Source organism: Nocardia sp. IFM 10818, from assembly GCF_054655275.1.
This window is the reverse complement of sequence record NZ_BAAHJH010000001.1, coordinates 393,833-419,163: the sequence shown is the minus strand read 5'-3', so window position 1 is coordinate 419,163 and position 25,331 is coordinate 393,833. Positions and strand designations below refer to the sequence as shown.

Annotated in this window: 25 protein-coding genes and 1 tRNA gene; 13 read left to right on the top strand and 13 right to left on the bottom strand. The window is 68.1% G+C overall.

The window, feature by feature from the left end; all coding sequences use genetic code 11:
• Window positions 1–1,077 (top strand): DUF8017 domain-containing protein, encoded by a 1,077-nt coding sequence (locus ACYQ5L_RS01910; RefSeq protein ID WP_459955096.1) that lies wholly within the window; start codon window positions 1–3, stop codon window positions 1,075–1,077.
• Between the two features lie 64 nt (window positions 1,078–1,141).
• Window positions 1,142–1,215: transfer RNA gene (locus ACYQ5L_RS01905), tRNA-Pro, on the top strand.
• Window positions 1,216–1,397: 182 nt separating this feature from the next.
• On the opposite strand, the gene ACYQ5L_RS01900 is transcribed toward ACYQ5L_RS01905, so the two are convergent.
• From ACYQ5L_RS01900 to ACYQ5L_RS01890, 3 genes are all read right to left on the bottom strand, one after another.
• Window positions 1,398–1,694 (bottom strand): TerD family protein, encoded by a 297-nt coding sequence (locus ACYQ5L_RS01900; RefSeq protein ID WP_459955095.1) that lies wholly within the window; start codon window positions 1,692–1,694, stop codon window positions 1,398–1,400.
• A 311-nt stretch (window positions 1,695–2,005) separates the two neighbouring features.
• A complete protein-coding gene (locus ACYQ5L_RS01895; RefSeq protein WP_459955094.1) occupies window positions 2,006–2,383 on the bottom strand; it encodes a DUF4440 domain-containing protein in 378 nt (125 codons plus the stop codon).
• Window positions 2,384–2,468: 85 nt separating this feature from the next.
• Window positions 2,469–4,067, bottom strand: a complete 1,599-nt coding sequence (locus ACYQ5L_RS01890; RefSeq protein ID WP_459955093.1) for a succinic semialdehyde dehydrogenase — start codon at window positions 4,065–4,067, stop codon at window positions 2,469–2,471.
• Between the two features lie 138 nt (window positions 4,068–4,205).
• On the opposite strand from ACYQ5L_RS01890, the gene ACYQ5L_RS01885 reads away from it, so the two are divergent.
• Window positions 4,206–5,027: a crotonase/enoyl-CoA hydratase family protein gene (locus ACYQ5L_RS01885; RefSeq protein ID WP_459955092.1), complete on the top strand. Its 822-nt coding sequence runs from the start codon at window positions 4,206–4,208 to the stop codon at window positions 5,025–5,027.
• Between the two features lie 365 nt (window positions 5,028–5,392).
• On the opposite strand, the gene ACYQ5L_RS01880 is transcribed toward ACYQ5L_RS01885, so the two are convergent.
• From ACYQ5L_RS01880 to ACYQ5L_RS01840, 9 genes are all read right to left on the bottom strand, one after another.
• Window positions 5,393–7,174: an ABC transporter ATP-binding protein gene (locus ACYQ5L_RS01880; RefSeq protein ID WP_459955091.1), complete on the bottom strand. Its 1,782-nt coding sequence runs from the start codon at window positions 7,172–7,174 to the stop codon at window positions 5,393–5,395.
• 342 nt (window positions 7,175–7,516) lie between these two features.
• Window positions 7,517–8,287, bottom strand: a complete 771-nt coding sequence (locus ACYQ5L_RS01875) for an SDR family NAD(P)-dependent oxidoreductase (RefSeq protein ID WP_459955090.1) — start codon at window positions 8,285–8,287, stop codon at window positions 7,517–7,519.
• Window positions 8,284–8,994, bottom strand: coding sequence for an acetoacetate decarboxylase family protein (locus ACYQ5L_RS01870; RefSeq protein WP_459955089.1), 711 nt, complete (start codon window positions 8,992–8,994; stop codon window positions 8,284–8,286). Before ACYQ5L_RS01870 ends, ACYQ5L_RS01875 begins: the two co-directional genes overlap by 4 nt.
• Before the next feature lie 96 nt (window positions 8,995–9,090).
• A complete protein-coding gene (locus ACYQ5L_RS01865; RefSeq protein WP_459955088.1) occupies window positions 9,091–10,695 on the bottom strand; it encodes an acyl-CoA synthetase in 1,605 nt (534 codons plus the stop codon).
• Between the two features lie 15 nt (window positions 10,696–10,710).
• Window positions 10,711–11,958 (bottom strand): hypothetical protein, encoded by a 1,248-nt coding sequence (locus ACYQ5L_RS01860; protein ID WP_459955087.1) that lies wholly within the window; start codon window positions 11,956–11,958, stop codon window positions 10,711–10,713.
• On the bottom strand, window positions 11,955–12,503 hold the full coding sequence (locus ACYQ5L_RS01855; protein WP_459955086.1) for a nuclear transport factor 2-like protein: 549 nt from the start codon (window positions 12,501–12,503) through the stop codon (window positions 11,955–11,957). The genes ACYQ5L_RS01860 and ACYQ5L_RS01855 overlap by 4 nt, the downstream gene beginning before the upstream one ends.
• An 11-nt stretch (window positions 12,504–12,514) precedes the next feature.
• Window positions 12,515–12,706, bottom strand: coding sequence for a ferredoxin (locus ACYQ5L_RS01850; RefSeq protein ID WP_459955085.1), 192 nt, complete (start codon window positions 12,704–12,706; stop codon window positions 12,515–12,517).
• The gene (locus ACYQ5L_RS01845; RefSeq protein WP_459955084.1) at window positions 12,706–13,500 is read right to left on the bottom strand and encodes an SDR family oxidoreductase; all 795 of its coding nucleotides are present in this window, start codon (window positions 13,498–13,500) and stop codon (window positions 12,706–12,708) included. The genes ACYQ5L_RS01850 and ACYQ5L_RS01845 overlap by 1 nt, the downstream gene beginning before the upstream one ends.
• Window positions 13,500–14,705, bottom strand: a complete 1,206-nt coding sequence (locus tag ACYQ5L_RS01840; RefSeq protein ID WP_459955083.1) for a cytochrome P450 — start codon at window positions 14,703–14,705, stop codon at window positions 13,500–13,502. Before ACYQ5L_RS01840 ends, ACYQ5L_RS01845 begins: the two co-directional genes overlap by 1 nt.
• A gap of 244 nt (window positions 14,706–14,949) precedes the next feature.
• Between ACYQ5L_RS01840 and ACYQ5L_RS01835 the strand changes: the two genes are divergently transcribed.
• The 9 genes from ACYQ5L_RS01835 to ACYQ5L_RS01795 all read left to right on the top strand — a co-directional run bounded on the left by ACYQ5L_RS01835 (window position 14,950) and on the right by ACYQ5L_RS01795 (window position 23,923).
• Window positions 14,950–16,419 carry an aldehyde dehydrogenase gene (locus tag ACYQ5L_RS01835; RefSeq protein ID WP_459955082.1) on the top strand — a complete coding sequence of 490 codons (1,470 nt, stop codon included), beginning with the start codon at window positions 14,950–14,952 and terminating at the stop codon, window positions 16,417–16,419.
• Between the two features lie 13 nt (window positions 16,420–16,432).
• Entirely contained in the window at window positions 16,433–17,185 is a 753-nt protein-coding gene (locus tag ACYQ5L_RS01830; protein ID WP_459955081.1) for an SDR family oxidoreductase, read from the top strand.
• Window positions 17,182–18,066, top strand: coding sequence for an NAD(P)-dependent oxidoreductase (locus tag ACYQ5L_RS01825; protein ID WP_459955080.1), 885 nt, complete (start codon window positions 17,182–17,184; stop codon window positions 18,064–18,066). Before ACYQ5L_RS01830 ends, ACYQ5L_RS01825 begins: the two co-directional genes overlap by 4 nt.
• Window positions 18,063–18,431 (top strand): carboxymuconolactone decarboxylase family protein, encoded by a 369-nt coding sequence (locus tag ACYQ5L_RS01820; RefSeq protein WP_459955079.1) that lies wholly within the window; start codon window positions 18,063–18,065, stop codon window positions 18,429–18,431. The genes ACYQ5L_RS01825 and ACYQ5L_RS01820 overlap by 4 nt, the downstream gene beginning before the upstream one ends.
• 44 nt (window positions 18,432–18,475) lie before the next feature.
• Entirely contained in the window at window positions 18,476–19,948 is a 1,473-nt protein-coding gene (locus ACYQ5L_RS01815; RefSeq protein WP_459955078.1) for an FAD-dependent oxidoreductase, read from the top strand.
• Window positions 19,949–19,963: 15 nt separating this feature from the next.
• Entirely contained in the window at window positions 19,964–20,821 is an 858-nt protein-coding gene (locus ACYQ5L_RS01810; protein ID WP_459955077.1) for an LLM class F420-dependent oxidoreductase, read from the top strand.
• A 70-nt stretch (window positions 20,822–20,891) separates the two neighbouring features.
• Window positions 20,892–22,148: a glycosyltransferase family 4 protein gene (locus ACYQ5L_RS01805; protein ID WP_459963294.1), complete on the top strand. Its 1,257-nt coding sequence runs from the start codon at window positions 20,892–20,894 to the stop codon at window positions 22,146–22,148.
• 31 nt (window positions 22,149–22,179) lie between these two features.
• Window positions 22,180–22,917 carry a class I SAM-dependent methyltransferase gene (locus ACYQ5L_RS01800; protein ID WP_459955076.1) on the top strand — a complete coding sequence of 246 codons (738 nt, stop codon included), beginning with the start codon at window positions 22,180–22,182 and terminating at the stop codon, window positions 22,915–22,917.
• Complete coding sequence (locus ACYQ5L_RS01795) at window positions 22,904–23,923, top strand: glucosidase family protein (protein WP_459955075.1); 1,020 nt, start codon at window positions 22,904–22,906, stop codon at window positions 23,921–23,923. Before ACYQ5L_RS01800 ends, ACYQ5L_RS01795 begins: the two co-directional genes overlap by 14 nt.
• A 74-nt stretch (window positions 23,924–23,997) precedes the next feature.
• Here the strand turns inward: ACYQ5L_RS01795 and ACYQ5L_RS01790 are convergent, their stop codons facing one another.
• Complete coding sequence (locus tag ACYQ5L_RS01790; protein WP_459955074.1) at window positions 23,998–24,651, bottom strand: class I SAM-dependent methyltransferase; 654 nt, start codon at window positions 24,649–24,651, stop codon at window positions 23,998–24,000.
• Between the two features lie 116 nt (window positions 24,652–24,767).
• Here ACYQ5L_RS01790 and ACYQ5L_RS01785 point away from each other — a divergent pair, with 116 nt between their 5' ends.
• Window positions 24,768–25,331, top strand: a complete 564-nt coding sequence (locus ACYQ5L_RS01785) for a TetR/AcrR family transcriptional regulator (RefSeq protein ID WP_459963293.1) — start codon at window positions 24,768–24,770, stop codon at window positions 25,329–25,331.

Here is a 25,331-nt window from a genome sequence, read left to right as displayed (position 1 = left end):
ATGACAAACGGTTTCGACGACCGGAACGACGATCCGGACGGGCGGGATCCGACCGCGAACTGGTGGCAGCAGGCCGCGCCAGATACGGGCGCGTCCAGGCGGCCGCCACCACCGCAACCGCCCCGACCATCCTCGAGTCCGCAATCCTCCGGGCCGAATCCCCAACTCCGCGGCCAGAATCCGTACTCGTCCGGCCCGAATCCCTATGCGTCCGGCAAGAATCCCTATGCGTCCGGCGCGAACCTCTATGCGTCCGGCGCGAACCCCTATGTGTCCGGCCCTGATCCGCGGATCGGCCCGAACCCCTATGCGTCGGGCCAGTATCCGCACCAGAGCACCCCGCCGGCGTATGGCTACCCACCCGGGCCCGGCAAAGGGCGAATCTGGCTCTACATCGGCATTGCCGCCCTCGTCGTAGCCCTGGTCACCGTCGTCGCCATCGTCCTGGTGAACCGTGAACCGGAGATCATCTCCGATCCCCCGATCTCCACCACGCCGTCCTCGACCACGACGCGCCCGCGCACCACGACCACCACCCCCGCACCGACCACCCCGGCTCCGCTGATCCCCGGCTACCAGGTGGTGGTCCCCTCCGGCGTCACCGCCGCCTGGGATGTCCCCGCCGACTGGCAGATAGACCAGTCCATCACCGAATTCGGTTCCGGCGCAGACACGGTCCCGGTGGCCGGCCTGGCGCAAGAGGGCGTCAACTACTGCCCCGACTACGTCCGCAGCAGCATGTTCCTCACCACCGCCGATCAAGCCGACCCCTCCGCCGCCGCCCTCGACGTCGGCGCCCGCATGGCCCGCCTCGGCTGGACCCCCACCTCCGTCAACGCCTCCACCCCCGAACCCTTCGACTCCAGCGACCACGACCTGCACGGCGTCTACGCCGAAGCCAGCGGCGCCTTCACCCCGCCCGCCCCCTCCTGCGCCTCCACCTTCACCATCTACACCTTCGCAGTCGGCGGCGAATCCGGCGCCCTGGTCCTCACCATCGCCGCCGACACCGGCATAGACCGCGCCATAACGCGCGATCTCGCCCGCACCCTACTGGCCACATTCCGCCTGATTTAGCCACCTGACCAGCAGATTTAACGTCCGGACCAGCCATGCGCTAAGCTACTCCAGGTTCGCTTCACGGGGTGTGGCGCAGCTTGGTAGCGCGCTTCGTTCGGGACGAAGAGGTCGCAGGTTCAAATCCTGTCACCCCGACGTGTTGGTTGAGACACAGTAGAAGGCCCTGACCATTCGGTCAGGGCCTTCCTCGTTTTCCGGCAGCACTCCACTACCCACCAATGATGTGAAACATCATCGACCGGGAACTGGTGGAGGAGGCTTCTCGACGTTTACCGCCACCAGTTCCCGGTCGGCATCGTTTCACATGACGGGCTGGGTCAGTCCTCGATGTCGACTCCATAGTTTTGGGCCAGTGCGGCCAGACCGGTCGTGTAGCCCTGGCCGACCGGGCGGAGTCGCCAGGCATCGTTGCGGAGGTACAGCTCGGCCAGCAGTAAGGTCCGCTCTCGGGTAGCGGCGTCTAGCGTGGACGTAGCCATGGCACCGCCTTCGGTGCCCGGGTTTGCTTGGAGTTCGATGGGACCGAGATCACCGAAAGTGGCCGCATCGCCGGCCAAAGCCGCGGCACAGACAATGCGGCGACAGTGTGGGGGTAAGGCTTCGAGGTCCACCATCAGGGATTGTTCGCGTGGAACTCGCGCTCCACCCGCCCGTCCACTCCCAACGCCACGGCTGCGACCGACAGCACCCGATCCGTTCCCGAACTCAACCCCGAGGTCTCCACATCCACGACCGTGAACGATCCCAACCCGGCATCTGCACCAGCTATCGAATTCCCCTGCACAAGTCGCCAATCGCGACTTCCGGCCCGCATGTTGCGCCGACACGCGGTGAAATTCGAACCAATGCCCCCGGCACGCTTCAAACCCACTGCCCAAGTTCAGTTTTGGGGCAGCGGGAACGACCGGATCCCGGCGCAACGGCATCAATCCGGGATCGGTGTCTGTTGGTAGAGCGCCAGTGCCCAGCGATTGTTCTCTCGGACATAGATGCTTGACATGAGAGCGCGGAAGGCCGGCTCGTGGTCGGCGCGGTGAGCGGTTGCGGTGTAGACGAGGACGGCGGTGTTGGGGCCTGCGTGGACCACACGCGGGTCGGTGATCTCGTAGGTGAGCCAGGGTGGGGCTTCGCGCAGGGAGGCGGTGACGGTGGTGCGGTCCATGATGGCGCCGCTGGCCAGGATCATGAGGGCGTCGGCGGTCATGAGGGCGTTGTAGAAGTCGGCTCCGGTGTTGTCGCACAACGAGTTCCAGCCGGCGTGTTCCAGTTCGAGCAGTTCCTTCAGCAGGGTGGATTCGCTCATACCCTTTCGGATATACCCGGATCGGCGGGGCCAAACGTGCGCGACGGCCCCGGCCGGGATCGGTCGGGGCCGTTCGTGGCGGGGATCAGCCGAGGTGCAGGCGCTTCATCAGGCGCAGGGTCACCAGGGTGGATTTGAGTTGTTTTTCGTAGGGCATGTTGGCGCGGGCGGCCATGATTTGTTTCTTCTGGACGCCGATGTTGATGGTGTCGGTGTATTTGAGGAGGCCGGCGGCGCCGTGGCGGGTGCCGACGCCGGATTGTTTGATGCCGCCGGAGGGGGTTCCCTTGGCGGCGTAGGTGGTTACGAAACCGTCGTTGACGTTGACGCTGCCGGCCTCGAGCTTGGCGGCGATGCGGGCGGCGCGGTCGAGGTTTCCGGACCAGACGCTGGCGTTGAGGCCGTAGGTGGTGGCGTTGGCCAGGCGGATGGCTTCTTCCTCGGTGGCGAACTTGTAGATGGTGACCACGGGGCCGAAAGTTTCCATGGTGGCGTGGGCCATATCGGGGGTGACGTCGGTCAGGACGGTGGGCTCGTAGAAGGCGGGGCCGAGGTCGGGGCGGGGCTTGCCGCCGGTCAGGACCTTCGCGCCCTTGTCACGGGCCTCGTCCACGTGGGCGGCGACGCGCTGCATGTGATCCACCGAGACCAGTGAGCCGAACTCCGGGTCGAAGGTGTAGGAGGCGCCGGCCTTGGCGCCCAATTCCTCTGCGGCGGCGACGAATCGGCGGACGAACTCGTCGTAGAGGCGGTCCTGCACGTAGATGCGCTCGATGTGCATGCAGGCCTGGCCGGTATTGCCGTAGACGGCGAAGATGGCCGACGGGATGGCCTCGTCGAGATTGGCGTCGTCCAGGACGACCATGGGGTTCTTGCCGCCGAGCTCCAGGGAGCAGCCGATGAGATTGCGGCCGGCCTGTTCGCCGATCACCCGGCCGGTCGCGGTGGAGCCGGTGAACATGACGAAGTCGACGCTGTCGATGAGCGCCGGGCCCACATCCGGGCCGCCGCCGCAGACGACCTGGATCAGGCCGCGCGGCAGGCCCGCCTTGTGCAGCAGTTCGATGCCGTAGAGGGTGCACAGCGCGGTCTTGTTGTCCGGCTTCATGACAACGCCATTGCCCGCGATGAGCGCGGGGGCGGAGTCGGACATGGAGATGGCGAACGGGAAGTTCCAGGGTGCGATGACCGCGACCACGCCCTTGGGCCGGTGCTCCTCGGTGGAGGTGGTGATGATCGGCATGGGGCCGCTGCGCTTCTTGGGCTTGAGCGTCTTCTTGGCCGTCTTGAGGTAGTGGGCGATCACCATGGGGGTGTCGCAGGCTTCCTCGATGGCCATGCGCCGGGTCTTGCCGCAGCCGATCTGAATGAGATCGGCAATGGTCTCGATCTCGGAGAGAATCAGCTCGTGCGCCCGCTCGAACACCGCGAGCCGCTGCTCCAGCGGGCGGCTCGCCCAGTCCTTCTGCGCGGCGCGCGAGGTGGCGACCGCGGCCCGCACGTCCTCGGGGGAGGATTGCGGCAACTGGCCGACGATATCGCCGGTATAGACCTCGATCATGTCGTAGGGTTCGCGGGTCTCGCCCGCCTGGCCGGCGGCAACCATGGCGGTGAGCCGGTTGACGAGGGATTCCGTGATGCGCGGGGGCAGCTTCGCCCGCGAGCCGCTCTGCGTTGTGCTCATGGTGCTCTCTCCATTACTTGCCGCCCGTGACGGCGGTCACCATGATCCAAACTAGAACACGTTATTGTTCAGTACAACGGCGCGGGGTAGTTTCATCCCGGAATCGACGGTTTGATCCTGCGGAAAGAAAGGTCGGCGATGACCACAGCCACTGCTGAAACGAGTAGCAACACCGAGCCGCACGCGCTGGTGGAGAAGCGGGGCGGAACACTCATCGTCACCATGAACCGGCCCACTGCCAAGAACGCGCTCACCGGCGAGATGCTGGCGATCATGACCGAGGCGTGGGAGCGGGTGGACAGCGATCCGGAGATCCGGAGCTGCATCCTCACCGGGGCCGGCGGGGCGTTCTGCGCGGGCGCGGATCTGAAGAACATGGCGAAGTCCAACCCGGGCGACAATATGACCAGCGGGAGTTCGTTCGATCCGACGCGGATGCCGGGGCTGCTCAAGGGATATCGGCTGTCCAAGCCGCTCATCGCGGCCGTGGAGGGCCCGGCCATCGCGGGCGGCACCGAGATCCTGCAGGGCACCGATATCCGGATCGCGGGCGAGAGCGCCAAATTCGGTGTGTCCGAGGCGAAGTGGAGTCTGTTCCCGATGGGCGGGTCGGCGGTGCGGCTGCCGCGGCAGATTCCGTACACCGTGGCGGCGGAGCTGCTGCTCACCGGGCGGCACATCACCGCGGCGGAGGCGTTGCAGTTCGGGCTCATCGGGCATGTGGTGCCGGATGGGAGCGCGCTCGACAAGGCGCTCGAAATCGCCGAGTTGATCAACAACAACGGACCGCTTGCCGTTCAGGCGATCCTCAAGGTCATGCGCGATACCGAAGGCATGCACGAAGAGGAAGCCTTCAAGATCGACGCCAAGGTGGGTTTGCCGGTCTTCCGCAGCGAAGATGCGAAGGAGGGCCCTCGCGCCTTCGCCGAGAAGCGGAAGCCGAACTTCCAAGGGAAGTAAGGGAAGTGGTGTGGGGGCTCCGCCCCCACACCCCCCGGGGGAGAGAGGTGGGGGTTACCCCCACACCCCCAGTTGGGGCTCCGCCCCAACACCCTGATCCCGGGCTCCGCCCAACACCCCCGATCCTGGGCTCCGCCCAACACCCCCGATCCCGGGCTCCGCCCAACACCCCGATCCCGGGCTCCGCCCAACACCCCGATCCCGGGCTCCGCCCAACACCCCGATCCTGGACTCCGCCCAACACCCCGATCCCGGGCTCCGCCCAACACCCCGATCCTGGACTCCGCCCAACACCCCGATCCCGGGCTCCGCCCAACACCCCGATTTCGGCGCGGCCCGACGCCCTCGTCGGGCCGCGCCCCTGATCAGCGGGCGACTACTTCTTCGCCGAGGAATCCACCCGATTGGTGCCGCCACAGCTGCGCGTATGTTCCTTCCGCGCGGAGCAGCTGCTCGTGGGTGCCCTCCTCGACGATTCGCCCGTGGTCGAGTACCACCAGCCGGTCCATGCCGGCCACGGTGCTCAGCCGGTGCGCGACCACCAGCGCCGTACGCCCTTCCATCAGCTCCCAGAGTGCTTGCTGGACAAGCAGTTCGCTCTCGGAGTCGAGGGCGCTGGTGGCCTCGTCCAGGAGCAGGATGGGGGCGTCGCGGAGAATGGCGCGGGCCAGGGCCACACGCTGGCGCTGACCGCCGGAGAGTTTCACGCCGCGCTCGCCGATGAGGGTGTCCATGCCCTGGGGCAGGTCTTCGGCGAATTCGGTGACATGGGCGGCCTTGGCGGCGCGCAGGATCTCCTCGTCGGTGGCGTCGGGGCGGGCGAAGCGGATGTTCTCGCGCAGGGTGCGGTGGAACATGGCCGGATCCTGCGGCACGTAGGCGATCAGGCTGCGCAGATCGGCCTGCCGCAACCGGGCGATGTCCTGCCCGCCGATGCGGATGGCGCCGGATTGGATGTCCATCAACCGCAGCAGCAGCTGGGTGATGGTGGTCTTGCCGCCGCCGGACCGCCCGACCAGGCCCACCTTGGCGCCGTTGGGCACATCCAGGTTCAAGCCGTCGAACAGCTGGCGCGCACCCGCGTGGGTGAAGTGCACCTGCTCGAACCGCACACCGAATCCTTGGGGCCGCAGCGGTTCCGGATCCGGCGCATCCAGCACCGTGGGCTTGTCGGCCAGCAGTTCGGTGAACTGCGCCGCCTCGGTGAGCACGCTCTCCAGCCGCCGGTAGATCTGGTTGAACCGGAACATGATCCCGGTGGCGTTGAAGTAGTAGGTGAAGGCCACCACGATGGCCTCCACACCCAGCTTCCCGTCGGCGAGCCCCAGTGCGATCAGCAGGCCGATCACATTGGTGAGCACCACAATCGGCGCCACCAGCGTATCGATGCGCAGGTTGGCGTAATCCCAGGAGCGCAACGCCTTTCGCCGCGACCAGGCGACCCGGCGCTGATGTTCGGCGGCCTCCTGCGGTTCGGCGGCGAAGGCGCGCACCACCTGCATATTGGCCAGACTGTCGGCCACGTGCCCCGACACTCGCGCGATGGCGGCCTCGCGGTCGTCCACCAGCTTCTGGCGGCGCTGGATCAGCGGCATGATGACCAGCGCGGTCACCACGATCATCCCCAGCAGGACCACGACCAGCATGGGGTCGTAGCGCCACAGCACCACCGAGGCGAAGAGCAGCGGCACCAGGGCCGCGAAGATCTCGAAGGCGAGGGTGTCCACGAACTGCTCGAACCGGGACGCGAAGCTGAGCGACCGCTTCGTCAGCGAACCGGCGAAGTTATTGTGGAAGAACGCGGCGTCCTTGGCGAGCAGCTCGTCCATGGCGCGCACGTACAACGCCTCGATACCGTAGGCGTCGACCCGGTTGAGGCAGTGTATTCCGATGCGCCACAACACCTCCGCGAGCAGCAGCGAACCGGCGAAGGCGAGAATGTAGGGCGCCAGCGCCCCAAAACTCGCATCCCCGGTGACCGCCACCCTGCCGACCATCATGGCGACCAGCAGCGGCGCCACGTACAGGTTGCAGATATTGCCGAGTGCCGGCGCCAGCAGCGCCGGAATCGCAATGGCCTTGCGGGAGGCCATCTCCCGGCCGTAGAAACGCAGCACCAGCTTGACCGCCGTTGCGCGTGAACTCATGCTTCCCCTCTCGACTCGAAATGACGAGCGATGCAGGTGAGCTATGGTCTCGCGCCCGGGCGGTCGCAGGCCAGCGAATATTCGCTGAGGGCTAGCTGGACCCACTCTCGGGACTCCCACGGGTTGCCACCCCTGGAACCCCGGGACCGAGACGAGCGGGGCTCCCCAGGGCCGGAACCCCAGGAATCCGGAAACGGGCGAGCAGGACTCCCAGGGCTGAAACCGCCCGGAATCTCGAAAGGGACCAGCGGGTGGACAGCGCTGGGCAATCGCAGAGCCCCGATTGCCCAGCGCCGGTTGCGGATGCCGATCGGAGCACGTGCCGGCGTCCGCACGACGGAGCTAGTCCGTCGGCTTGACCATGCGGGCCAGTATCCGGCGCGCCAGGCCGGGTGCGAATCGCCGCATGTAGTACTGGGGTTTGGCCGGGCCGGGGAAGACGAACAGCGGGTTCTTCGGCTTGGCGAGCGCCTTCTCCAGCGTGTCCACCACCGATTCCGGGGTGACGCCGGCGGCGCCGCCGAGGACGGATTCGTTCTCCTTGCGGACCGCGTCCAGGAACGGCGTCTCGACCATGGGCGGGCACAGCGCGAGCAGTCGCACGCCCGAGCCGGCCAGCTCGTAGGAGAGGCTGTCGACGAATCCGATGACCGCGAACTTCGAGGCCGAGTATCCGGCCATGCCCGGCGACGGCAGCCAGCCCGCCACCGAGGCGAACAGCACCACGGTGCCCGCGCCCGCCTGCTGCATGGCGGGAATGACGGCCTGGCACAGGTTGACGGTGCCGATGTAGTTGACGTCGATCATCTTCTTGATCTGCGCCACATTGTGATCCAGCGCGTGGGCGTGCACGTGGCACATGCCCGCCGCGTGCACCAGCCGGTCGATGGCGCCGAGTTCGGCGCGCACCTTCTCCACGACCGCGAAGACCTGCTCGGTATCGGAGACGTCGCAGGTGTAGGTGTGCATGTTCGGCGACCGCTGGGCGGTCTCGGCCAGACCGTCCGGATTCAAGTCGACGGCGGCCACCCGCCAGCCCGCCGCGGCCAGCCGCTGCGCGACTATGCGGCCCATGCCGCTGGCCGCGCCGGTTACGAGTGCTGTCTGGGTCATCGTCCCTCCCGGGTCTGCAACACCGTGGTGGCGTCGTCGAAAGTCATGCGGAGTGCGCCGATTGCGCTGGAGAAGAGCGCCTTCCGGGGCAGGCCGAGTGCGCGGAGCCGTTCGGCGACAGGGTGGTCGCCGAGTTCGACCCGCGCTCCGCCGGGCCGCCCCCGCACCCGCGCCGGATTCATCACCCACGGCGTGCGGCGCAGCAGGCCGTCGCGATAGGTGTAGGCGTCGATGGACGCCCCACCGGCCCCGCCGGGCATGGGCAGGCCCGCGGCGATGCGCAAGGCGACCACGAGTTGCCCGTCCACCCGCACCTCGCAGCGCTTGCCGCCCCGCACCGGCGTGATGTCGATATCGGCCATCAACTTGGGAAACCCCCAAATCGATTGCCCGGCTTCACAGGTGAAGCTCTGATTCACCGGCAGCCAGTGAATATAGGCCCCGGTGCTGCCTTTGCGCCCCGGCTGCCGAGCCATGAGCGAGAAGGCGAATTCGTGGTACGGCCCGAGGTCCCCGTCGACGTAGCGCACGAAGGCCAGCGACACCACGGCCCGCCCGAACACGGTGACGGGCTCGAGCCCGGTCGCCGCGAGTATTACCCGCGCGGCGGCCGGATCGGCCGCGAACAAGGCCGAGCACGCGTCCGCCTGGCGGATCCGCACCGGCATTCGCACGTGTTCACCCTGGATGGAATGTGCCTCCGCCATGCTCGAATTAGAACAGGTTCCTGTGGTATCCGCCACAGGTTCTGCCGGGTTATCCCATTGAACGGGCCCGGAGATGGGCTTCGATTCCATAACCGGTTATCGCACTTCGTGATCGGCCGGGCGGGCGGCGGCGTATGCCTTGGCCCAGCGGTAGTCGGGTTTACCGCTCGGGGTGCGGCCCACCGTGTCGGCCACCCAGATGCGGCGTGGCACCTTGTACCCGGCGAGGTGGTCGCGCACATGGCCTTCGAGGTCGGGGACGTCCGGCTCACCGGCGACAGAGACGATGGCGACCACCTGCTGGCCCCAGCGTTCGTGCGGGACGCCGATGACGACCGCGTCGTAGACGCTGGGGTGGGCCTTGACGACGGCTTCGACTTCTTCCGGGAAGACCTTCTCACCGCCGGTGTTGATGACCATGTTGCCGCGGCCGATGAGAGTGACCGAGCCGTCTTCCTCGACTCGGGCTCGATCGTCGGTGACGACCATGCGGACGCCCTCCACGGTGCGGAAGAGCTTGCCGGTCTTGGCGGGGTCCTTGTAGTAGCCGATGGGTACATTGCCGGTTTTGGCGACCCAGCCTTCGCCGCCGGGCGGCACGGGGTGCCCGGCGTCGTCGACGACTGTCGCGCCACGGCTGACGTTGACGCGCGGGCCGCGGGCCGGGTCATCGTCCTTCTGTGCGAATCCTATTCCGCCGAAACCGGTTTCGGAGGAGCCGATGGATTCGGTGATCAGGGTGGAGGGGAACAGCTCCAGTAGCTCGTTTTTCACCGGCTGGGTCAGCTGGGCGGCTCCGGAGCCGATGGACCACAGGGAGGATGTGTCCACGGGCGTGGCGCGGTAGGCGTCGATGAGGGGGCGGGCAATGGCGTCGCCGGTGATGACGAGAATGTTGGCTTGTTCGGCCGCCAGCACTCGCCAGACTCGGGCCGGATCGAAGCGGGGTTCGAAGATGACCGTATTGCCCGACCACAGGGCGGTGAAGGTCGGCATCATGGCGGCGGCGTGGATGAGGGGCGGCAGCACGAACCAGCGCATGGGCTGGGCTTGTGATCCGTTGCGGGACTGCTGGTATTCGTCGGCGACCGGTTCACCGGTATAGAAGTCGATGCCGCCGCCGAGGACTCGCCACATGTCCTCCTGCCGCCACATGACGCCCTTGGGGAGACCGGTGGTGCCGCCGGTGTACATGATGAACAGGTCATCGGAACTGCGCTCACCGAAATCTCGGTCTGGAGAACCGCTTTCGAGCGCCCGCTCGTACGCCACCGAGCGGGACGGCACACCGTCCCCGCCCTGATCGTCCTCGACCACCAGCGCATGCCGCAGCGTGGGCAGTTGCGGCCGCACTTCTTCGATGAGGGGTGCGTAACAGCGGTGGTGGACCACCATTTCCAGGTCCGCGTTGTCGTAGACGTAGCGCAGTTCCTCGGCCCGGTACCGGTAGTTGATATTGATCGGCACCGCGCGAATCTTGAAGCAGCCCAGCAGCGTTTCGAGGGTCTCGATGCTGTTGTGCATGTGGAATCCGATATGGGTGCCCGGCTTCGCCCCGGCGGCGGCGAGGTGGTGGGCCAGCCGGTTGGCGCGGCGGTCCAGTTCGGCGAAGGTGAGCCGCCGCCCCGCCTGCACCACCGCGGTCCGGTCGGGGACCGCGTCGGCGGCGTGTTCGAAGAGGTCGGCGAAGTTGCGGGCCATGACTGCTCCTGACTCCTAAAGGACAGTGAGTGGCAGGGGTGCGCCTCGATCGGTGAAGGTGAAGGCGGCCCCGGAGCTGAAGCGGGTGATGGCGACCTCGGGCGCTTCCGGGAAAGGCGTGGCCGCGGAAGCGATTTCGATGGTCAACGCTTGCGCGTCGGCGGCTCGGACGCGCGCCTCGAAGTGCGGGTTCACGCCGCGCACCAGGGCGTTCAGCGGATCGAGGTGCCCGACGTCCAGCAGGGCGGCCCAGCCACCGTCCGCGACCGCCCCGCAGTCGCGGGCCAGCCGCAGTTCCACGACCCGATCCCGGTCGCGCACTTCGCTCGAAACCTCGGCGTGCACATAGGCCGCCGGATTCAACGCCGGGTGCACCCGCAGCACCTTGGCCAGCGCGGCCGCGTCGTCGCCGAGTCCGAGCGCGGTACGAATCCGTTCCGAGGTGAGCCCGGCGATGCCCGCGAACTGCTTCCGAACGATATCCGCCGCCACCCCGGCTTCCGCCCGCGCGTCCACCCCGGCGCGGAAGCCGAGAGTCAGCAGATGATGTTGCAGGGCAATCTCATCCGCGATCCGGACGAGCGCCGACCGGGAGAACTCGCCCCACGGCACATCGCTGAGCAACGGTCCCGCATAGTCCGCCAGCCCAGGGTCGCCGGGATCGATCGCACCGAGTTCCACGCGCGCCGCATGCGTATCCGTGAGCGCCGACTCCGGATTCGGGACCGGTTCGGCCGCAGGGTCGATCGTCACCGTCCACGCGCACACCGGTGTCCGATCCGCCGGCACCCGCGGCGGCCGGTGCACCGGCCGCACCCGCGCATGCGGATTCGTCGCCAGCGCGGTCGCGTCGAAGGTCGGATCCTCGATGTGATGGCACATGGCCACCACGTACTCCTCCCCCATCGGCTCCACATCGGCCAGCGCGCCGCAGTGATCGAGGTGGAATTCCCCGTGATCGTGGTCGTGCACCCGGAACCGGAAGTCCATGAACTGCGGGGGCGCGCCGATATCGAACTGGAAGCACTTGAAGATGGCGTCCACGCCATCACCGGTGATTCCCAGCGCTTTTCGCAGCCGCCGCGTGTACACCGGACTGGCGAGCCGCCATTCCTCGACCGCGATCGCGGTCATGCCCTCCCGCCCGAAGGCGCCGATGGCGTGCGCCATGCCGGACCGGTCGATCAGGTGCCCGCACAGCAGCAGTTCCGGCGCCAGCGCCGCCAGCTCGGACCGCGACAGCGTTTCGTAGCGACTGCTCACCACAGCGGGACCGGCCCCTCACCCACCCGATACCAGCCGCGCAGCCGCTCGCCGGTCATGGACCGTTCGATGCGCTTCTGCATGCCGGGCGAGAGCGCGTTGTCCGACATCATCTCGACGAAAAGCGCTGTCACATTGCCGAAGTCGAAGAAGTCACGCTGCCAGCTCCACTGCCCGTTGCCGCCGTAGCGGAACCAGCTGCCGCCGATGCCTTCGGGGCTGTAGGGCCGTCCGTCCGGCCGCTGCTTCTCGTTGACCTGTTTCCAGAAGCCGATGACATTGCCGCTGCGCTCGTCGACCACGAATTCCTGGTACGGATAGGTCCAGCCCTCCAGCCCGAACATCTCCTGATCGAGTGCGAGGTCGCGGATCTCGTCCCGGCCGACGGCCATGAATTCCTGTGCGGGCCCGTAGTTCCAGCCGTAGGTGGCGTCCTCGGTGTAGAAGTCGGCGAGGGGTTTCCAGTCGCCGAGCGCCTCGCAGCGTTTGTTCTCCTCGATCCAGCGGGCGATCATATCGTCGAGTTCGGAGCGTTCCCAGCTCATGGCGGCCTCTTTCAATCGTCGAGCAGGGACAGCGCCTGCGTCGGGCAGTAGCGGACGGCCAGCCGCGCCGCCTCCAGATCGGTTCCGGGATCGGCGCGCAGGATCCGCACCTGTCCCTGTTTGGGCACCTCGAACAGGTCCGGGGCCTCGTCCTGGCAGACGGCGTGCCCCTGGCACAGGTCGAGATCGACGACCAGCCGCATCACATGCCTCCCGAATCCGGTTCGCGCAGCGGCGCTTCCGGCTGCACCTCGACCAGTACGAGATGTGCGCCGCGGGGTGTGGACACCACGGCCGTCACGGCCGCGGCGATATCGGAGGCCCGCAGGAAGTAGGGGTGCCGGGCGAATCCCCACTTCACCCAGTCCTCCAGCAGCGGCCCCACCACCTCGGGCGTGGCCGTCATGCCCATCCCGGTCTGGGTGGGGCCGGGCCGCACGATCGAGGCGCGCACGCCGGTGCCCTCGAGTTCCATGCGCAATTGCCGGGCGAAGGCTTCGACACCGCTCTTGGCCGCGTTGTACGCCCCGACGCCGGGCCGGGCGTGATCGGCGCAATCCGAGCCGATGACGACGAAATCGCCGCGCTGCCGCTCGACCATGCCGGGCATGAGGCGATGCGCGAGCCGTTGCGCGCCGACCAGGTGGACGAGGATCTGTGATCGGAAAACCTCGGGATCCATGGTCCAGCCGTGCGAGAATTCCAGATCACCGGCGCCGGAGACGACGATTTCCATGGGGCCGAGCGCCTTTTCGGCAGCCGTCACGAACTCGTCCACCGATGCGCCGTCGGCGACGTCGAGCCGGTGCGCGAACGCCTCGCCCCCGTCGGCGCGGATCTTCTCGGCGAGGGTCTCGCAGACTTCGACGCGGCGGGCCCCCAGCGCGACCGGATGCCCGAGTTCGGCGAGGGCGACGGCGGTGGCGGCCCCGATCCCGGAGGACGCGCCCGCAATGAGCGCCGGCCGCCGCCGCGGGTGTGGTGCGAAGCGAGGCATTACCGCACCTCCACCGTGACCGGCAGCTTGGCGAAACCGCGCACATTGACCGAATGCACCCGCTCGGCCCCGGATTCCGCGACCTCGTACCCGCGCACCCGGGTCGCGAACTCCCGCAATACGATCGCCGATTCCAGCCGCGCCAGGTGCGCGCCCAGGCAGAAGTGCACGCCCCGCCCGAAGCTGATCAACCCGCCCTTGTCCGGCCGTTCGATGTCGTATCGATCCGGAGCGTGGAAGACGGCGTCGTCCCGGTTCGCGGATCCGATCAGCAGCAGGACCTTCGACCCCGCCGGAATGGTCCGCCCGTAGTACTCCAGATCCGCCGCCGCCGTGCGCGCCAGGATCTGCGTGGACGCGTCGTAGCGCAGCGTCTCGTCCACCCAGTCCTCGACCAGTTCCGGATGCGCCACGACCTTGCCGTACTGCTCCGGATTGCGTCCGGCCCAATACAGCGCGTTCCCCAGCAGTTTCGTGGTCGTCTCGTTCCCCGCGACCACCATGAGGAACATGAACCCGATGATCTCGTCCTCGGTGAGCCGGTCCCCATCGACCTCGGCCGCCACCAACGCGGAGGTGAGATCCGCGGTGGGCCGCGTGCGCCGCCGCGCCACCATCTCGGCGTAATAGCCGATCAGGCGCAGCGAAGCCTCCATGGCCGCGACGGGCACATCGAGCACACCCTCCTCACGATGCACCAGAATGTCGGCGAGCCTGCGCAATTCGGCCCGATCGGCCTCGGGCACCCCGAGCAGTTCGGACACCACGTCCATCGGCAGCTTGCCCGCCACCTCGTCGATCCAGTCGAAACCGCCTGCCGCCAGCGCGGGTTCGAGATGCCGCAGCGTGATCTCCCGGATCCGATCGCTCATCTCGTTCACCCGCCGCGGCGTGAACCCCTGGTATACCAGCTTGCGCAGGCGCAGGTGCGCCGGATCGTCCATGGCCAGGAACGACATGGTGCGATGCGCGTGCGGCCCCCAGGCGGCCGGATCCAGCGAGACCCCATTGGCGCTGGACAGCCGCCTATCGTCGCGGAATCCGGCGGTCACGTCGGCATGCCGCGACAAGGCCCAGAAGTCCAGTTCCGGATTGTGGTACAGCGGCGCTTCGGCGCGCATCCGCTGGTAGACCGGGTACGGGTCGTCATGGATGCGGTAGTCGTAAGGGTCGAAGAGCAGCGGCTCGAGGGAGGCTGCGGTCATCGTCTCTGCACCTCGTATTCGATAACGCGTTCAGCGGCAGCGCGGAACGCCCGGCGGCTACGGGGACACGTAGCTGGACACGTGTCTGTACGGTACTAGCGCGGCTGGTACATGACAATGGAATCCGGAATTTGGCCGGATCGGGCAGTCGCCGAAAACCGCCATTTCTGAAACATGTTCTTGCGCGCCAGGAAGTGCCGAACCTATAGTCCGTACACGTGTCCGGACAGCATGGGAGCTACCGATGAGCTCGAGCAGTCTCGTTCCCGACGGCAACTCCGCGCTGCTGATCGGCGGCAAACTCGTGCCCGGCCGGGGCGGGCTGTTTCCCACGGTCAACCCCGCCGACGGCGCCGTGCTCGGCCATGCGGCCAATGCCGACGCCACCGATATGGACGCCGCCATCACCGCCGCGCGCACCGCCTTCGACGCCACGGACTGGAGCCGCGAGCACGCCTTCCGGGCGCGCTGTCTGCGGCAATTGCGCGATGCGCTGCGGAACAATATCGAGGCGCTGCGCGAGATCACCATCGCCGAGGCCGGCGCACCCCGCATGCTCACCAGCGGTCCACAGCTCGAAGGGCCGGTCAACGATCTCGGCTACTTCGCGGATCTGGCCGAGAACTACAGCTGGGAAACCGATCTCGGCATCGCCGCGCCCATGGGCATCAAGAGCAGCCGGCGGCTGCGGCGCGAACCCGTCGGCGTGGTCGGGGCCATCACCCCCTGGAACTTCCCGCATCAGATCAACTTCGCGAAGCTGGGCCCGGCGCTGGCGGCGGGCACCACGGTGGTGCTCAAGCCCGCACCCGACACACCCTGGTGCGCGGCGGTCGTGGGCCGGATCATCGCCGAGGAGACCGATATTCCGGCGGGCGTGGTCAATATCGTCACCGGCGACGACCATGCGCTGGGCGCGCAGCTGGTCACCGATCCGCGGGTGGACATGATCACCTTCACCGGGTCCACGCAGACCGGGCGGGCCGTCATGGCCGCGGCGGCGGCGTCTTTGAAGAAGGTCTTCCTCGAACTGGGCGGCAAGTCGGCCTTCATCGTGCTCGACGACGCGGATCTGAACGCGGCGGTCAGCTACGCGGCCTTCGGCGTCTGCGTGCACGCGGGTCAGGGCTGCGCGATCAACACCAGGCTGCTGGTGCCGCGGGAGCGCTACGACGAGGCCGTCGAGATCGCGACGCGCACGCTCGGCACTATCAAGCCGGGCGACCCGAACAAGAGCGGGACGGTCTGCGGTCCATTGATTTCCGAGCGCCAGCGCGAACGCGTCGAACGCTATCTGGACCTCGCGCGCGCCGCGGGCGGCGCCATCGTCACCGGGGGTGCGCGACCGGATCGGGACGGCTATTTCCTCGAGCCGGCTCTCATTGCCGGACTGCCGAATTCGGCGGCCCCCGCGCAGGAGGAGATCTTCGGCCCGGTCCTGGTGATCATTCCGCACGACGGCGACGCCGATGCCGTCCGCCTCGCCAACGACTCCCCCTACGGTCTGTCCGGCTCGGTGTGGGGCGCCGATCCGAATCGCGTCCGCACCGTCGTGGAGGGCGTGCGCACCGGGACCCTCAGCGTGAACGGCGGCATCTGGTATTCCGCCGACGCCCCGTTCGGCGGCTACAAGCAGTCCGGCATCGGACGGGAGATGGGCGTCGCCGGATTCGAGGAATACACCGAGACCAAGCTCATCGCGACCGGCGTCTGAAGGAGTGCAGGACATGGCCCGATTCACCGATAAGTCCGTAATAGTCACCGGAGCCGCCCAGGGCATCGGGGCGGTGTACGCGCAGGCCCTGGCCGCCGCAGGGGCGCGAGTCGTGGTGGCCGATATCGACGGCGAGCGCGGCGCGGAAGTCGCCAAGCAGATCACCGCGGACGGCGGCACAGCCGTCTTCCACACCGCGGATGTCGCCGATCCCGAATCCGCCGCGGCCGTCGCGGAATTCACGGTGAACGAGTTCGGCGGCATCGACCATCTGGTCAACAATGCCGCCATCTACGGCTCCATGAAACTCGACCTGCTGCTCACCGTGCCCTGGGACTACTACAAGACGTTCATGGGCGTGAATCTCGACGGCGCGCTGAATATGACCCGCGCGGTCTGGCAGCACATGTCGGCCCGGGGCGGCGGGTCCATCGTGAACCAGTCCTCCAATGCCGCCTGGCTGTACTCCGGGTTCTACGGCGTGGCCAAGGCCGGAATCAACAGCCTCACCCAGCAATTGGCGCACGAGCTGGGCGGGTCGAACATCCGCATCAATGCCATCGCACCGGGACCCACCGATACCGAGGCCACCCGCACCAAGGTGCCCGGCAGCATTGTCGATCTCATGGTGCAGCAGATGGCCATCAAACGGCTCGGGACGCCGGAGGACCTGGTGGGCGCGTGCCTGTATCTGCTCTCCGACGACGCCAAGTGGGTGACGGGACAGGTGCTCACCGTCGACGGCGGGCAAGTCTTCCGGCCATGAGCGAAACACGCGAAATCACAGTCGGTTTCATCGGCCTGGGCAATATGGGCGCGCCCATGGCCCGGCGGCTGCTCGACTGGCCCGGCGGGCTGGTGGTGTGCGACATGCGGGCCGAGGCGGTGCGGCCTTTTGCCGAAGACGGTGCGGTACAGGCCGATTCGGCCGCCAATGTCGCGGAGCGCTGCGGCGTGGTGTCGGTGGTCGTGCTCGACGACGCCCAGGTACGCGCGGTCGTCTCGGGTCCGAACGGACTCCTGCAGACGGCCGAGCCCGGCACCGTCATCGCGGTCCACTCCACCATCGCCGATGCCACGGCGGTGCAGCTGGCCGCCGAGTGCGCCGAGGCCGGTGTGGAATTCGTGGACGCGCCCATCAGCGGCGGCGCTCCGGCCGCACAGCACGGCGCGCTCGCGGTCATGGTCGGCGGCAGCGAGACGGCCTTCGCCACCGTACGAGAACCGTTCTCCCGCTTCGGCTCCCTGCTCGTGCACGCCGGGCCGGTCGGCGCGGGCACGCGCATGAAACTGGCGCGCAATCTCATGCACTTCGTCGCCTTCACCGCGGCCTCGGAGGCGCAACGCCTGGCCGAATCGGCGGGCCTGGACATCACCGAACTCGGCAAGGTGGTCCGGCATTCCGATGCGCACACCGGCGGGCCGGGCTCGATCATGCTGCGCAACACCACCGCGCCGGTGGCCGCGGACGACTTCTGGTTCCCCATCCTCAGCCATGTCCGCAATCTCGGCGAGAAGGACCTGTCCCTGGCTCTCGAGCTGGGGCGGCGGCTGGGTGTGGATCTTCCGCTGGCGCAGCAGTCCCTGCACAATCTGGGCGACGGTCTCGGCGTCGGTCCCGGCGATATCGCGAAGGAACAGTCATGACCGACGAGCGCAGGCAGCGCGGCTTGAAGAAGATGACCGAGGTCTACGGGTGGGAGTTCCAGGACGGGCCGGGCGCCCATTTCGCGGTCACCGCCGATCACCTCTTCGCCGATATCTGGTCCCGCCCCGGCCTGTCCATACGCGACCGCCGCCTGCTGCTGCTGGGCGCGCTCACCGCGCAGGGCCTGTTCGATATCGCCGAGATCCAGATCGGCGCGGCACTGCGCAATGACGAACTCGACGAGGAGCAGCTGCGCGAGATCGCGCTGTTTCTCTGCCATTACGCGGGCTGGCCCGCAGGCACCAAGCTCGACGGCGTCATCGGCAAGGTCATCGCCCAGGACAAGAAGTCACGCAAGCAATAGGTTCTCCGCAGTATTCCCGTTCACCAGTTAGGAATTCAGTAACCATGGCCGAAACCGCAACCGTGCGACCGCTCCGGTCCAGTGAGGTGAGCACCTGGGACCTCCAGGCCGATGTGGTGGTCGTCGGCTTCGGCGTCGCCGGGGCCTGCGCCGCCATCGAGGCCGCCCGCGCGGGCGCCGACACCCTGGTCCTGGAGCGCACCGGCGGCTGGGGCGGCGCGGCCGCGATGTCCGGCGGGTTCATCTATCTGGGCGGCGGCACCGCGCTCCAGAAGAAGCTCGGCTTCGAGGACACTCCCGAGAACATGGAGAAGTTCCTGACCGCGGCCCTCGGTCCGGGCGTGGACAAGGCCAAGATCCACGACTACTGCCAGGGCAGTGTCGAGCACTTCGACTGGCTTGTCGCGCAGGGCGTTCCGTTCAAGGAGGAGTTCTGGGGCGAACCCGGTTACGAGCCCCCGGCCGATCAGGGCCTGATGTACTCCGGCGGCGAGAACGCCGCCCCGTTCAACGCCATTGCCGATCCCGCCCCGCGCGGGCATCTGGCCTGGACCAAGGACAAGAAGCTGGGCGAGAAGGGCGGGGGCTACATGCTCATGGAACCGCTCGCCCAGACCGCCGAAAAACTCGGCGTGCGACACGAATACGACACCCGGCTGCGGCGGCTCATCGTCGACGAGGCCGGCCGGGTGGTCGGCGTGGCCGCCACCCGGTACGGCAAGCCGGTGCACGTGCGCGCCGAGCGCGGCGTGGTGCTGGCCACCGGCAGCTTCGCCTACCAGCACGAGATGGTGGAGCGGTTCGCGCCCAAGATCCACGGCCGCCCGGCCGCCACGGTGGAGGAGCACGACGGCATCGGCATCCGGGTCGCCCAGGCGCTCGGCGCGGACCTGGCGCACATGGACGCCACCGAGGTCGCGCTGGTGGCCGATCCGCAGGTGGTGGTGCGCGGCATTCTGGTGAACGGCCGCGGTCAGCGCTTCATCACCGAGGACACCTATCCGGGCCGTATGGGCCAGGCGGTGCTGCAGGATCAGGACAACCAGGCGTACCTGATCATCGACGAGACCGCACTGGAGGAGGCGTTCGAAACGCAGTCCTCCATGTCCTTCCTGCGCATCGCGCCGACCTGGGTGGCCGAGACGGTGGCGGAGCTGGAGAGCGAGATGGGGCTGCCGGAGAACACCCTGCAGGCCACCCTCGATCTGTACAACCATCACGCCGCCAAGGGCGAGGATCCCTTCCTGCACAAGAAGTCCGAATGGGTGAAGCCCATCGGCGCCCCGCTGGGCGCCTACGACCTGCGCGGCTACACCGGCGGATTCACCCTCGGCGGGCTGCGCACCGATCTGGATTCGCGGGTGCTGCACGTGGACGGGGAACCGATTCCCGGACTGTACGCGGCGGGCCGGGTCACCTCGGGCATCTGCACCGGCGGCTACGCCAGCGGCTGCTCGCTGGGCGACGGCAGCTTCTACGGCCGGCGCGCGGGCGTGTCCGCCGCCAAGGGCAACTGAGAGGGATTGCAGCGCATGCGTTTCGGCATCGTCCTGTTCACCAGCGACCGGGGCATTACGCCCGCGGCCGCCGCGAAGGCCGCCGAGGAGCGGGGCTTCCACTCCTTCTTCGTGCCCGAGCACACGCATATCCCGGTGAAACGGGAAGCGGCGCACCCGGGTACGGGCACGGCGGCGCTGCCCGACGACCGGTACACCCGCACGCTGGATCCGTGGGTGTCGCTGGGCACGGCGGCGGCGGTGACCTCGCGCATCGAGCTGTCGACGGCGGTCGCGCTGCCCACCGAGAGCGATCCCATCACCCTCGCGAAGACCATCGCGACCCTGGACCACCTGTCCGGCGGCCGGGTCACCGTGGGCGCCGGATTCGGCTGGAACACCGATGAACTCGCCGATCACGGCGTGCCCGGCAATAAGCGGCGCACCGTGCTGCGCGAGTACATGGAGGCCATGCGGGCGCTGTGGACGCAGGAGGAGGCCGGCTACTCCGGTGAGTTCGTGTCCTTCGGCCCCAGCTGGGCCTGGCCGAAGCCGGTGCAATCGCATGTGCCGCTACTGATCGGCGCGGGCGGCACCGAGAAGACCTTCAGGTGGATCGCCCGCTCGGCCGACGGCTGGATCACCACGCCGCAGGAATCCGATGTGTCGGCCGCCACGGCGCTGCTGCTGAAGTGCTGGCAGGACGCCGGGCGCGACGGCGCACCGCGGGTGGTCGCCCTGGACTTCAAACCGGATCCGGATCGGCTGGCGCGCTGGGCCGAGGCCGGAGTCACCGATGTGCTGTACGGACTTCCGGACAAGCCCGAGGCCGACGTCCTGGCGTACCTGGACCGGCTGGCCGCCAAGCTCGAACCGCTCGGCCTGACCCGCTGAGCCCGCGCCGCTTCTGAAATCCATTTCCCTTCCGGGATTTTCGCCATGCCCGAAGAAAGGCTGTGACGTGCTGCGTATCGCCCTGCTGTCCTATCGCAGCAAAACCCACTGCGGGGGTCAGGGGGTGTACGTCCGATACCTCAGCCAGGGACTGGCCGAGCTCGGGCACCAGGTCGAGGTGTTCTCGGGGCAGCCGTATCCCGAACTGCTCGACCCCCGGGTGCGGCTGACCGAGGTGCCGAGCCTGGACCTGTACCGGGAACCCGATCCGTTCCGGACGCCGCGCCCGAGCGAGATCCGCGATCGGATCGACCTGCTGGAAGTGGCGACCATGTGGACCGCCGGGTTCCCGGAGCCGCGCACGTTCAGCCTGCGGGCGGCGCGGCTGCTGCGCGAGCGAGCCGCGGATTTCGATGTGGTGCACGACAATCAGTGCCTCGGCTACGGGCTGCTGGATATCGCGGCGCATCTGCCGCTGGTGGCCACCATCCACCATCCGATCACCCGGGACCGGGCGGTGGATCTGGCGGCCGCGCCGTGGCGGCGGAAACCGTTCGTGCGCAGGTGGTACGGGTTCCTCGGGATGCAGCGGCGGGTGGCGCGCCGGATTCCGGATCTGATCACGGTCTCCGCGTCCTCGGCGGCCGATATCGCGGCCGATTTCGGGGTCGCGCCGCAGCAGCTGCGGACGGTGCCGCTGGGTGTGGACACCCAGCTGTTCCGCCCGCGCGACACCGGGCGGGTGCGCGGGCGCATCGTCGCGGTGGCCAGTGCGGACAAACCGCTCAAGGGCATCGCGCATCTGCTGAATGCCATTGCCCGGCTGCGTCATACCCACGATCTGGAACTGCGGCTGGTCGCCAGGCTGGAGCCCAATGGCCCCACCGAGAAGCTCATTGCCGAACTCGGCATCTCCGATATCGTCACCGCCGCGAGCGGGCTGAGCGACGAGCAGCTCGCGGACCTGCTCGGCTCGGCGGAGATCGCCTGCATTCCCTCCATGTACGAAGGCTTCTCACTGCCCGCGGTGGAAGCCATGGCGAGCGGCACGCCGCTGGTCGCCAGTCGCGCGGGCGCGCTGCCGGAGGTGGTGGGCGACTGCGCCGAACTGGTCGAGCCCGGCAATGTGGACGAGCTGACCCGGGTGCTCGGCGAATTGCTGGACTCCCCGGATCGGCTGCGCCGCATGGGCACCGCGGGCCGCCGGCGCGCGCTCGAGGTCTTCAGCTGGGAGGCCGTCGCCGCCCGGACGGTCACGGTGTACGAGCAGGCCATCGCCCGGCATCTGATCCGCCCGGCCATCGGACCGCTGGGCGCGCCCCGGTGATCATCCACAACCCCTGGCAGGAGGAACACCCATGCTGACCGTCGACTTCGACCGCCTCGGCATCGAACCCGGCGTCCGCGTCATCGACGTGGGCTGCGGCGCCGGACGGCATTCCTTCGAGGCCTACCGCCGCGGCGCGGACATCGTGGCCTTCGACCAGAACGCCGAGGATCTGGCGGGCGTGGCGACCATGTTCGAGGCCATGGCCGCGGCCGGTGAGGCCCCCGACTACGCCAAGGCGGAGACGGTGCGCGGCGACGCCCTCGATCTGCCCTACGGCGACGGCGAATTCGACGTGGTCATCGCCTCGGAGATCCTCGAGCACATCCCGCACGATATGCAGGCCATCTCGGAACTGGTGCGGGTGCTGCGGCCCGGCGGCGCACTGGCGATCACGGTGCCGCGCTGGCTGCCCGAGCGCATCTGCTGGGCGCTGTCGGACGAATACCACGCCAATGAGGGCGGCCATGTCCGCATCTACCGGGCCGATCAGCTCCGCGACAAGGTCACCGCGCACGGCCTGCGCCATACCCACACCTCGCACGCGCACGCCCTGCATGCGCCGTACTGGTGGTTGAAATGCGCTGTGGGGGTATCCGAGAGCGAGCACCCGCTGGTGTCGGCGTATCACCGAATGCTGGTGTGGGACATGATGTCCGCTCCGCCGCTGACCCGCGTCGCGGAGCGCCTGCTGGACCCGTTCATCGGTAAGAGCGTGGCCCTGTACTTCGGCAAACCGAACCCTGTGAGCCGCCGTGCCGGTCTCTGAACTACCCGTCGTCCCCGGTGTCCTGAGCGCCCGCGACTGTCTGCGGACGGCCGAATCCATTGCCGCCGCCCAGGAACCCGACGGCGCCATTCCCTGGTTCACCGGCGGCCACACCGATCCGTGGGATCACGTCGAGAACGCCATGGCCCTGACCACCGCCGGGCTGCTGGACGAGGCCCGCGCCGCCTACATCTGGTCGGCCAAGACCCAGCGCTCGGATGGCTCCTGGCCCATGCAGTTCCGCCAGGGCCGGATCGAGAACCATGACGCGGACACCAACTTCTGCGCCTATATCGCGACCGGGGTCCTGCACTTTCTCACCGGCACCGGCGATGCGGACTTCGCCGCCGAGATGTGGCCGGTGGTGCGCTCGGCCATCGACTTCGTGCTGCGCTTCCAGGGCGACCGCGGCGAAATCCATTGGTCCTGCGGCCCGGACGGCAGTACCGGCGAAGCCCTGCTCACCGGTTCCTCCAGCATCTTCCACAGCCTGAACTGCGCGGTGCGGCTGGCCGAACGCGTAGGTGATCCACAGCCGGGATGGGCGGCGGCGGCACAGCGCCTGGGCCGTGCCCTGCGCGACCATCCGGAGGCCTTCCTCGACAAGAGCCGCTACTCCATGGATTGGTACTACCCGGTCCTGGGCGGCGCGATCCGCGGCGCGGCGGGCCGCGCCCGCATCGACGCCCACTGGTCCGAGTTCGTGGTGCCCGAGCTGGGCATCCGCTGCGTCTCCGATCAGCCCTGGGTGACCGGCGCGGAAACCTGCGAACTGGTGCTGGCCCTGAATGCCCTGGGCGACGACGACCGCGCGCTGCGGCTGTTCACGAATATGCAGCATCTGCGCGAGACCGACGGATCCTATTGGACGGGTCTGGTCTTCACCGATGGCAAACGCTGGCCCGAGGAACGCACCACCTGGACCGCCGCGGCCATGCTGCTGGCGGCCGACGCGCTGACCCGGACCACCCCCGCCCATGGAATCTTCCGGGACTCCGGCTGCTGAGCCGCCCGATCTCCGCACGGCTATATGCTCACGCGGTGGGCGGCGTGAACGACGGTCCGGCCCAAACTGGCTCGCTAATTGCAGGCCGCGGTGCGCTGGAGGATGCGCAGCGAGCCGGTCACCGACAGCTCCCGGAACTTTCCGCTGTCCAGAGCGCGCCGGTAGATGTGGAACGGCGCCTGCCCGCCCTCGGCCGGATCCGGGAAGACATCGTGAATGGCGAGCAGTCCACCGCCGGCCACCCAGTGCGCCCAGTTGTCGTAATCGCGCTGGGCGGCCTCCTCGGTGTGCCCGCCGTCGATGAAGAGCAGGCGCAACGGGGTGCGCCAATGCCGTGCGACGGCGCCGGAGGAGCCGAGGACGCCGACCACGGTATCGGTGAGCCCGGCGCGAATCATGCTGCGGCGGAAGGCGGTCACGGTGTCGAAGACGCCGGTCTCGGGATCGACCAGGGTGGGGTCGTGGTACTCCCAGCCGGGCTGGTGTTCCTCCGAGCCGCCGTGATGGTCGACGGTGTAGACGGTGGCGCCGGTTTCGCGGGCGGCCGCGCCGAGGTAGATCGCGGACTTGCCGCAGTAGGTGCCGATTTCCAGGATCACCCCGTCACCGGCGTAGTCGCGCGCGGCCTCGTACAGGGCACGGCCTTCTTCCGGCGGCATGAATCCGGGGACTTGTTCGGCGAGTGCGAACAATTCGCCGGTGCGGTCGGAAATCTCGGCCTGCGTCATCCGAAAACCTTTCTGGAGCCATCGCATTCATGCCGGTCAGGCATGGAGCGAGTTGCTCGGAGAGCCGACCCATAGTAGCATCCGGACACGTGTCTGATTCCCTTTCCCGCTCGGTGGTGAACATGGAGGCCACCCGCCGCCGCCTCACCGAGAAGCAGGCCGACACCGTCGACCGGCTCACCCGGGCGGCGATGGAGGTGCTCTCGCGCGAGGGTTTCGCGGGGCTCACCGTGCGCATGGTCGCGGCCGCCGCGGGCGTGGGAACGGCCACCGCCTACACCTACTTCTCCTCCAAGGAACACCTGGTCGCGGAGATGTTCTGGCGCCGACTGGCGGCCACCGAACCGCCCGCGACCGAGGAGCCGGACCCGACCGCCCGAGTGGTGGCGGTATTGCGGCAGATCGCCATGCTGGTGGCCGATGATCCGCAATTGGCGGGCGCGGTGACCGCGGCGCTGCTGGGCACCGATCCGGACGTGGCGCATCTGCGCTTGCGCATCGGGCGCGAGATTCGGCAGCGACTGGTCGACGCGCTCGGCGAACCGGCCGATCCGGAAATCGTGGAGACCTTGGAATTGCTATATGCGGGCGCACTGGTGCGCGCGGGCATGGGTTATGCCTCCTATGCGGAAATTGCCGACCTCTTGGAGAAATCGGCCGTGCGCGCACTGCGCGACTGA

What these genes read in the sequence shown, in the direction of transcription:
- ACYQ5L_RS01910 (WP_459955096.1), top strand. Translation starts at nt 1, where the DNA reads ATGACAAACGGTTTCGACGACCGGAACGACGATCCGGACGGGCGGGAT.
- ACYQ5L_RS01900 (WP_459955095.1), bottom strand. Translation starts at nt 1,694, where the DNA reads ATGGTGGACCTCGAAGCCTTACCCCCACACTGTCGCCGCATTGTCTGT.
- ACYQ5L_RS01895 (WP_459955094.1), bottom strand. Translation starts at nt 2,383, where the DNA reads ATGAGCGAATCCACCCTGCTGAAGGAACTGCTCGAACTGGAACACGCC.
- ACYQ5L_RS01890 (WP_459955093.1), bottom strand. Translation starts at nt 4,067, where the DNA reads ATGAGCACAACGCAGAGCGGCTCGCGGGCGAAGCTGCCCCCGCGCATC.
- ACYQ5L_RS01885 (WP_459955092.1), top strand. Translation starts at nt 4,206, where the DNA reads ATGACCACAGCCACTGCTGAAACGAGTAGCAACACCGAGCCGCACGCG.
- ACYQ5L_RS01880 (WP_459955091.1), bottom strand. Translation starts at nt 7,174, where the DNA reads ATGAGTTCACGCGCAACGGCGGTCAAGCTGGTGCTGCGTTTCTACGGC.
- ACYQ5L_RS01875 (WP_459955090.1), bottom strand. Translation starts at nt 8,287, where the DNA reads ATGACCCAGACAGCACTCGTAACCGGCGCGGCCAGCGGCATGGGCCGC.
- ACYQ5L_RS01870 (WP_459955089.1), bottom strand. Translation starts at nt 8,994, where the DNA reads ATGGCGGAGGCACATTCCATCCAGGGTGAACACGTGCGAATGCCGGTG.
- ACYQ5L_RS01865 (WP_459955088.1), bottom strand. Translation starts at nt 10,695, where the DNA reads ATGGCCCGCAACTTCGCCGACCTCTTCGAACACGCCGCCGACGCGGTC.
- ACYQ5L_RS01855 (WP_459955086.1), bottom strand. Translation starts at nt 12,503, where the DNA reads ATGAGCTGGGAACGCTCCGAACTCGACGATATGATCGCCCGCTGGATC.
- ACYQ5L_RS01850 (WP_459955085.1), bottom strand. Translation starts at nt 12,706, where the DNA reads ATGCGGCTGGTCGTCGATCTCGACCTGTGCCAGGGGCACGCCGTCTGC.
- ACYQ5L_RS01845 (WP_459955084.1), bottom strand. Translation starts at nt 13,500, where the DNA reads ATGCCTCGCTTCGCACCACACCCGCGGCGGCGGCCGGCGCTCATTGCG.
- ACYQ5L_RS01840 (WP_459955083.1), bottom strand. Translation starts at nt 14,705, where the DNA reads ATGACCGCAGCCTCCCTCGAGCCGCTGCTCTTCGACCCTTACGACTAC.
- ACYQ5L_RS01835 (WP_459955082.1), top strand. Translation starts at nt 14,950, where the DNA reads ATGAGCTCGAGCAGTCTCGTTCCCGACGGCAACTCCGCGCTGCTGATC.
- ACYQ5L_RS01830 (WP_459955081.1), top strand. Translation starts at nt 16,433, where the DNA reads ATGGCCCGATTCACCGATAAGTCCGTAATAGTCACCGGAGCCGCCCAG.
- ACYQ5L_RS01825 (WP_459955080.1), top strand. Translation starts at nt 17,182, where the DNA reads ATGAGCGAAACACGCGAAATCACAGTCGGTTTCATCGGCCTGGGCAAT.
- ACYQ5L_RS01820 (WP_459955079.1), top strand. Translation starts at nt 18,063, where the DNA reads ATGACCGACGAGCGCAGGCAGCGCGGCTTGAAGAAGATGACCGAGGTC.
- ACYQ5L_RS01815 (WP_459955078.1), top strand. Translation starts at nt 18,476, where the DNA reads ATGGCCGAAACCGCAACCGTGCGACCGCTCCGGTCCAGTGAGGTGAGC.
- ACYQ5L_RS01810 (WP_459955077.1), top strand. Translation starts at nt 19,964, where the DNA reads ATGCGTTTCGGCATCGTCCTGTTCACCAGCGACCGGGGCATTACGCCC.
- ACYQ5L_RS01800 (WP_459955076.1), top strand. Translation starts at nt 22,180, where the DNA reads ATGCTGACCGTCGACTTCGACCGCCTCGGCATCGAACCCGGCGTCCGC.
- ACYQ5L_RS01790 (WP_459955074.1), bottom strand. Translation starts at nt 24,651, where the DNA reads ATGACGCAGGCCGAGATTTCCGACCGCACCGGCGAATTGTTCGCACTC.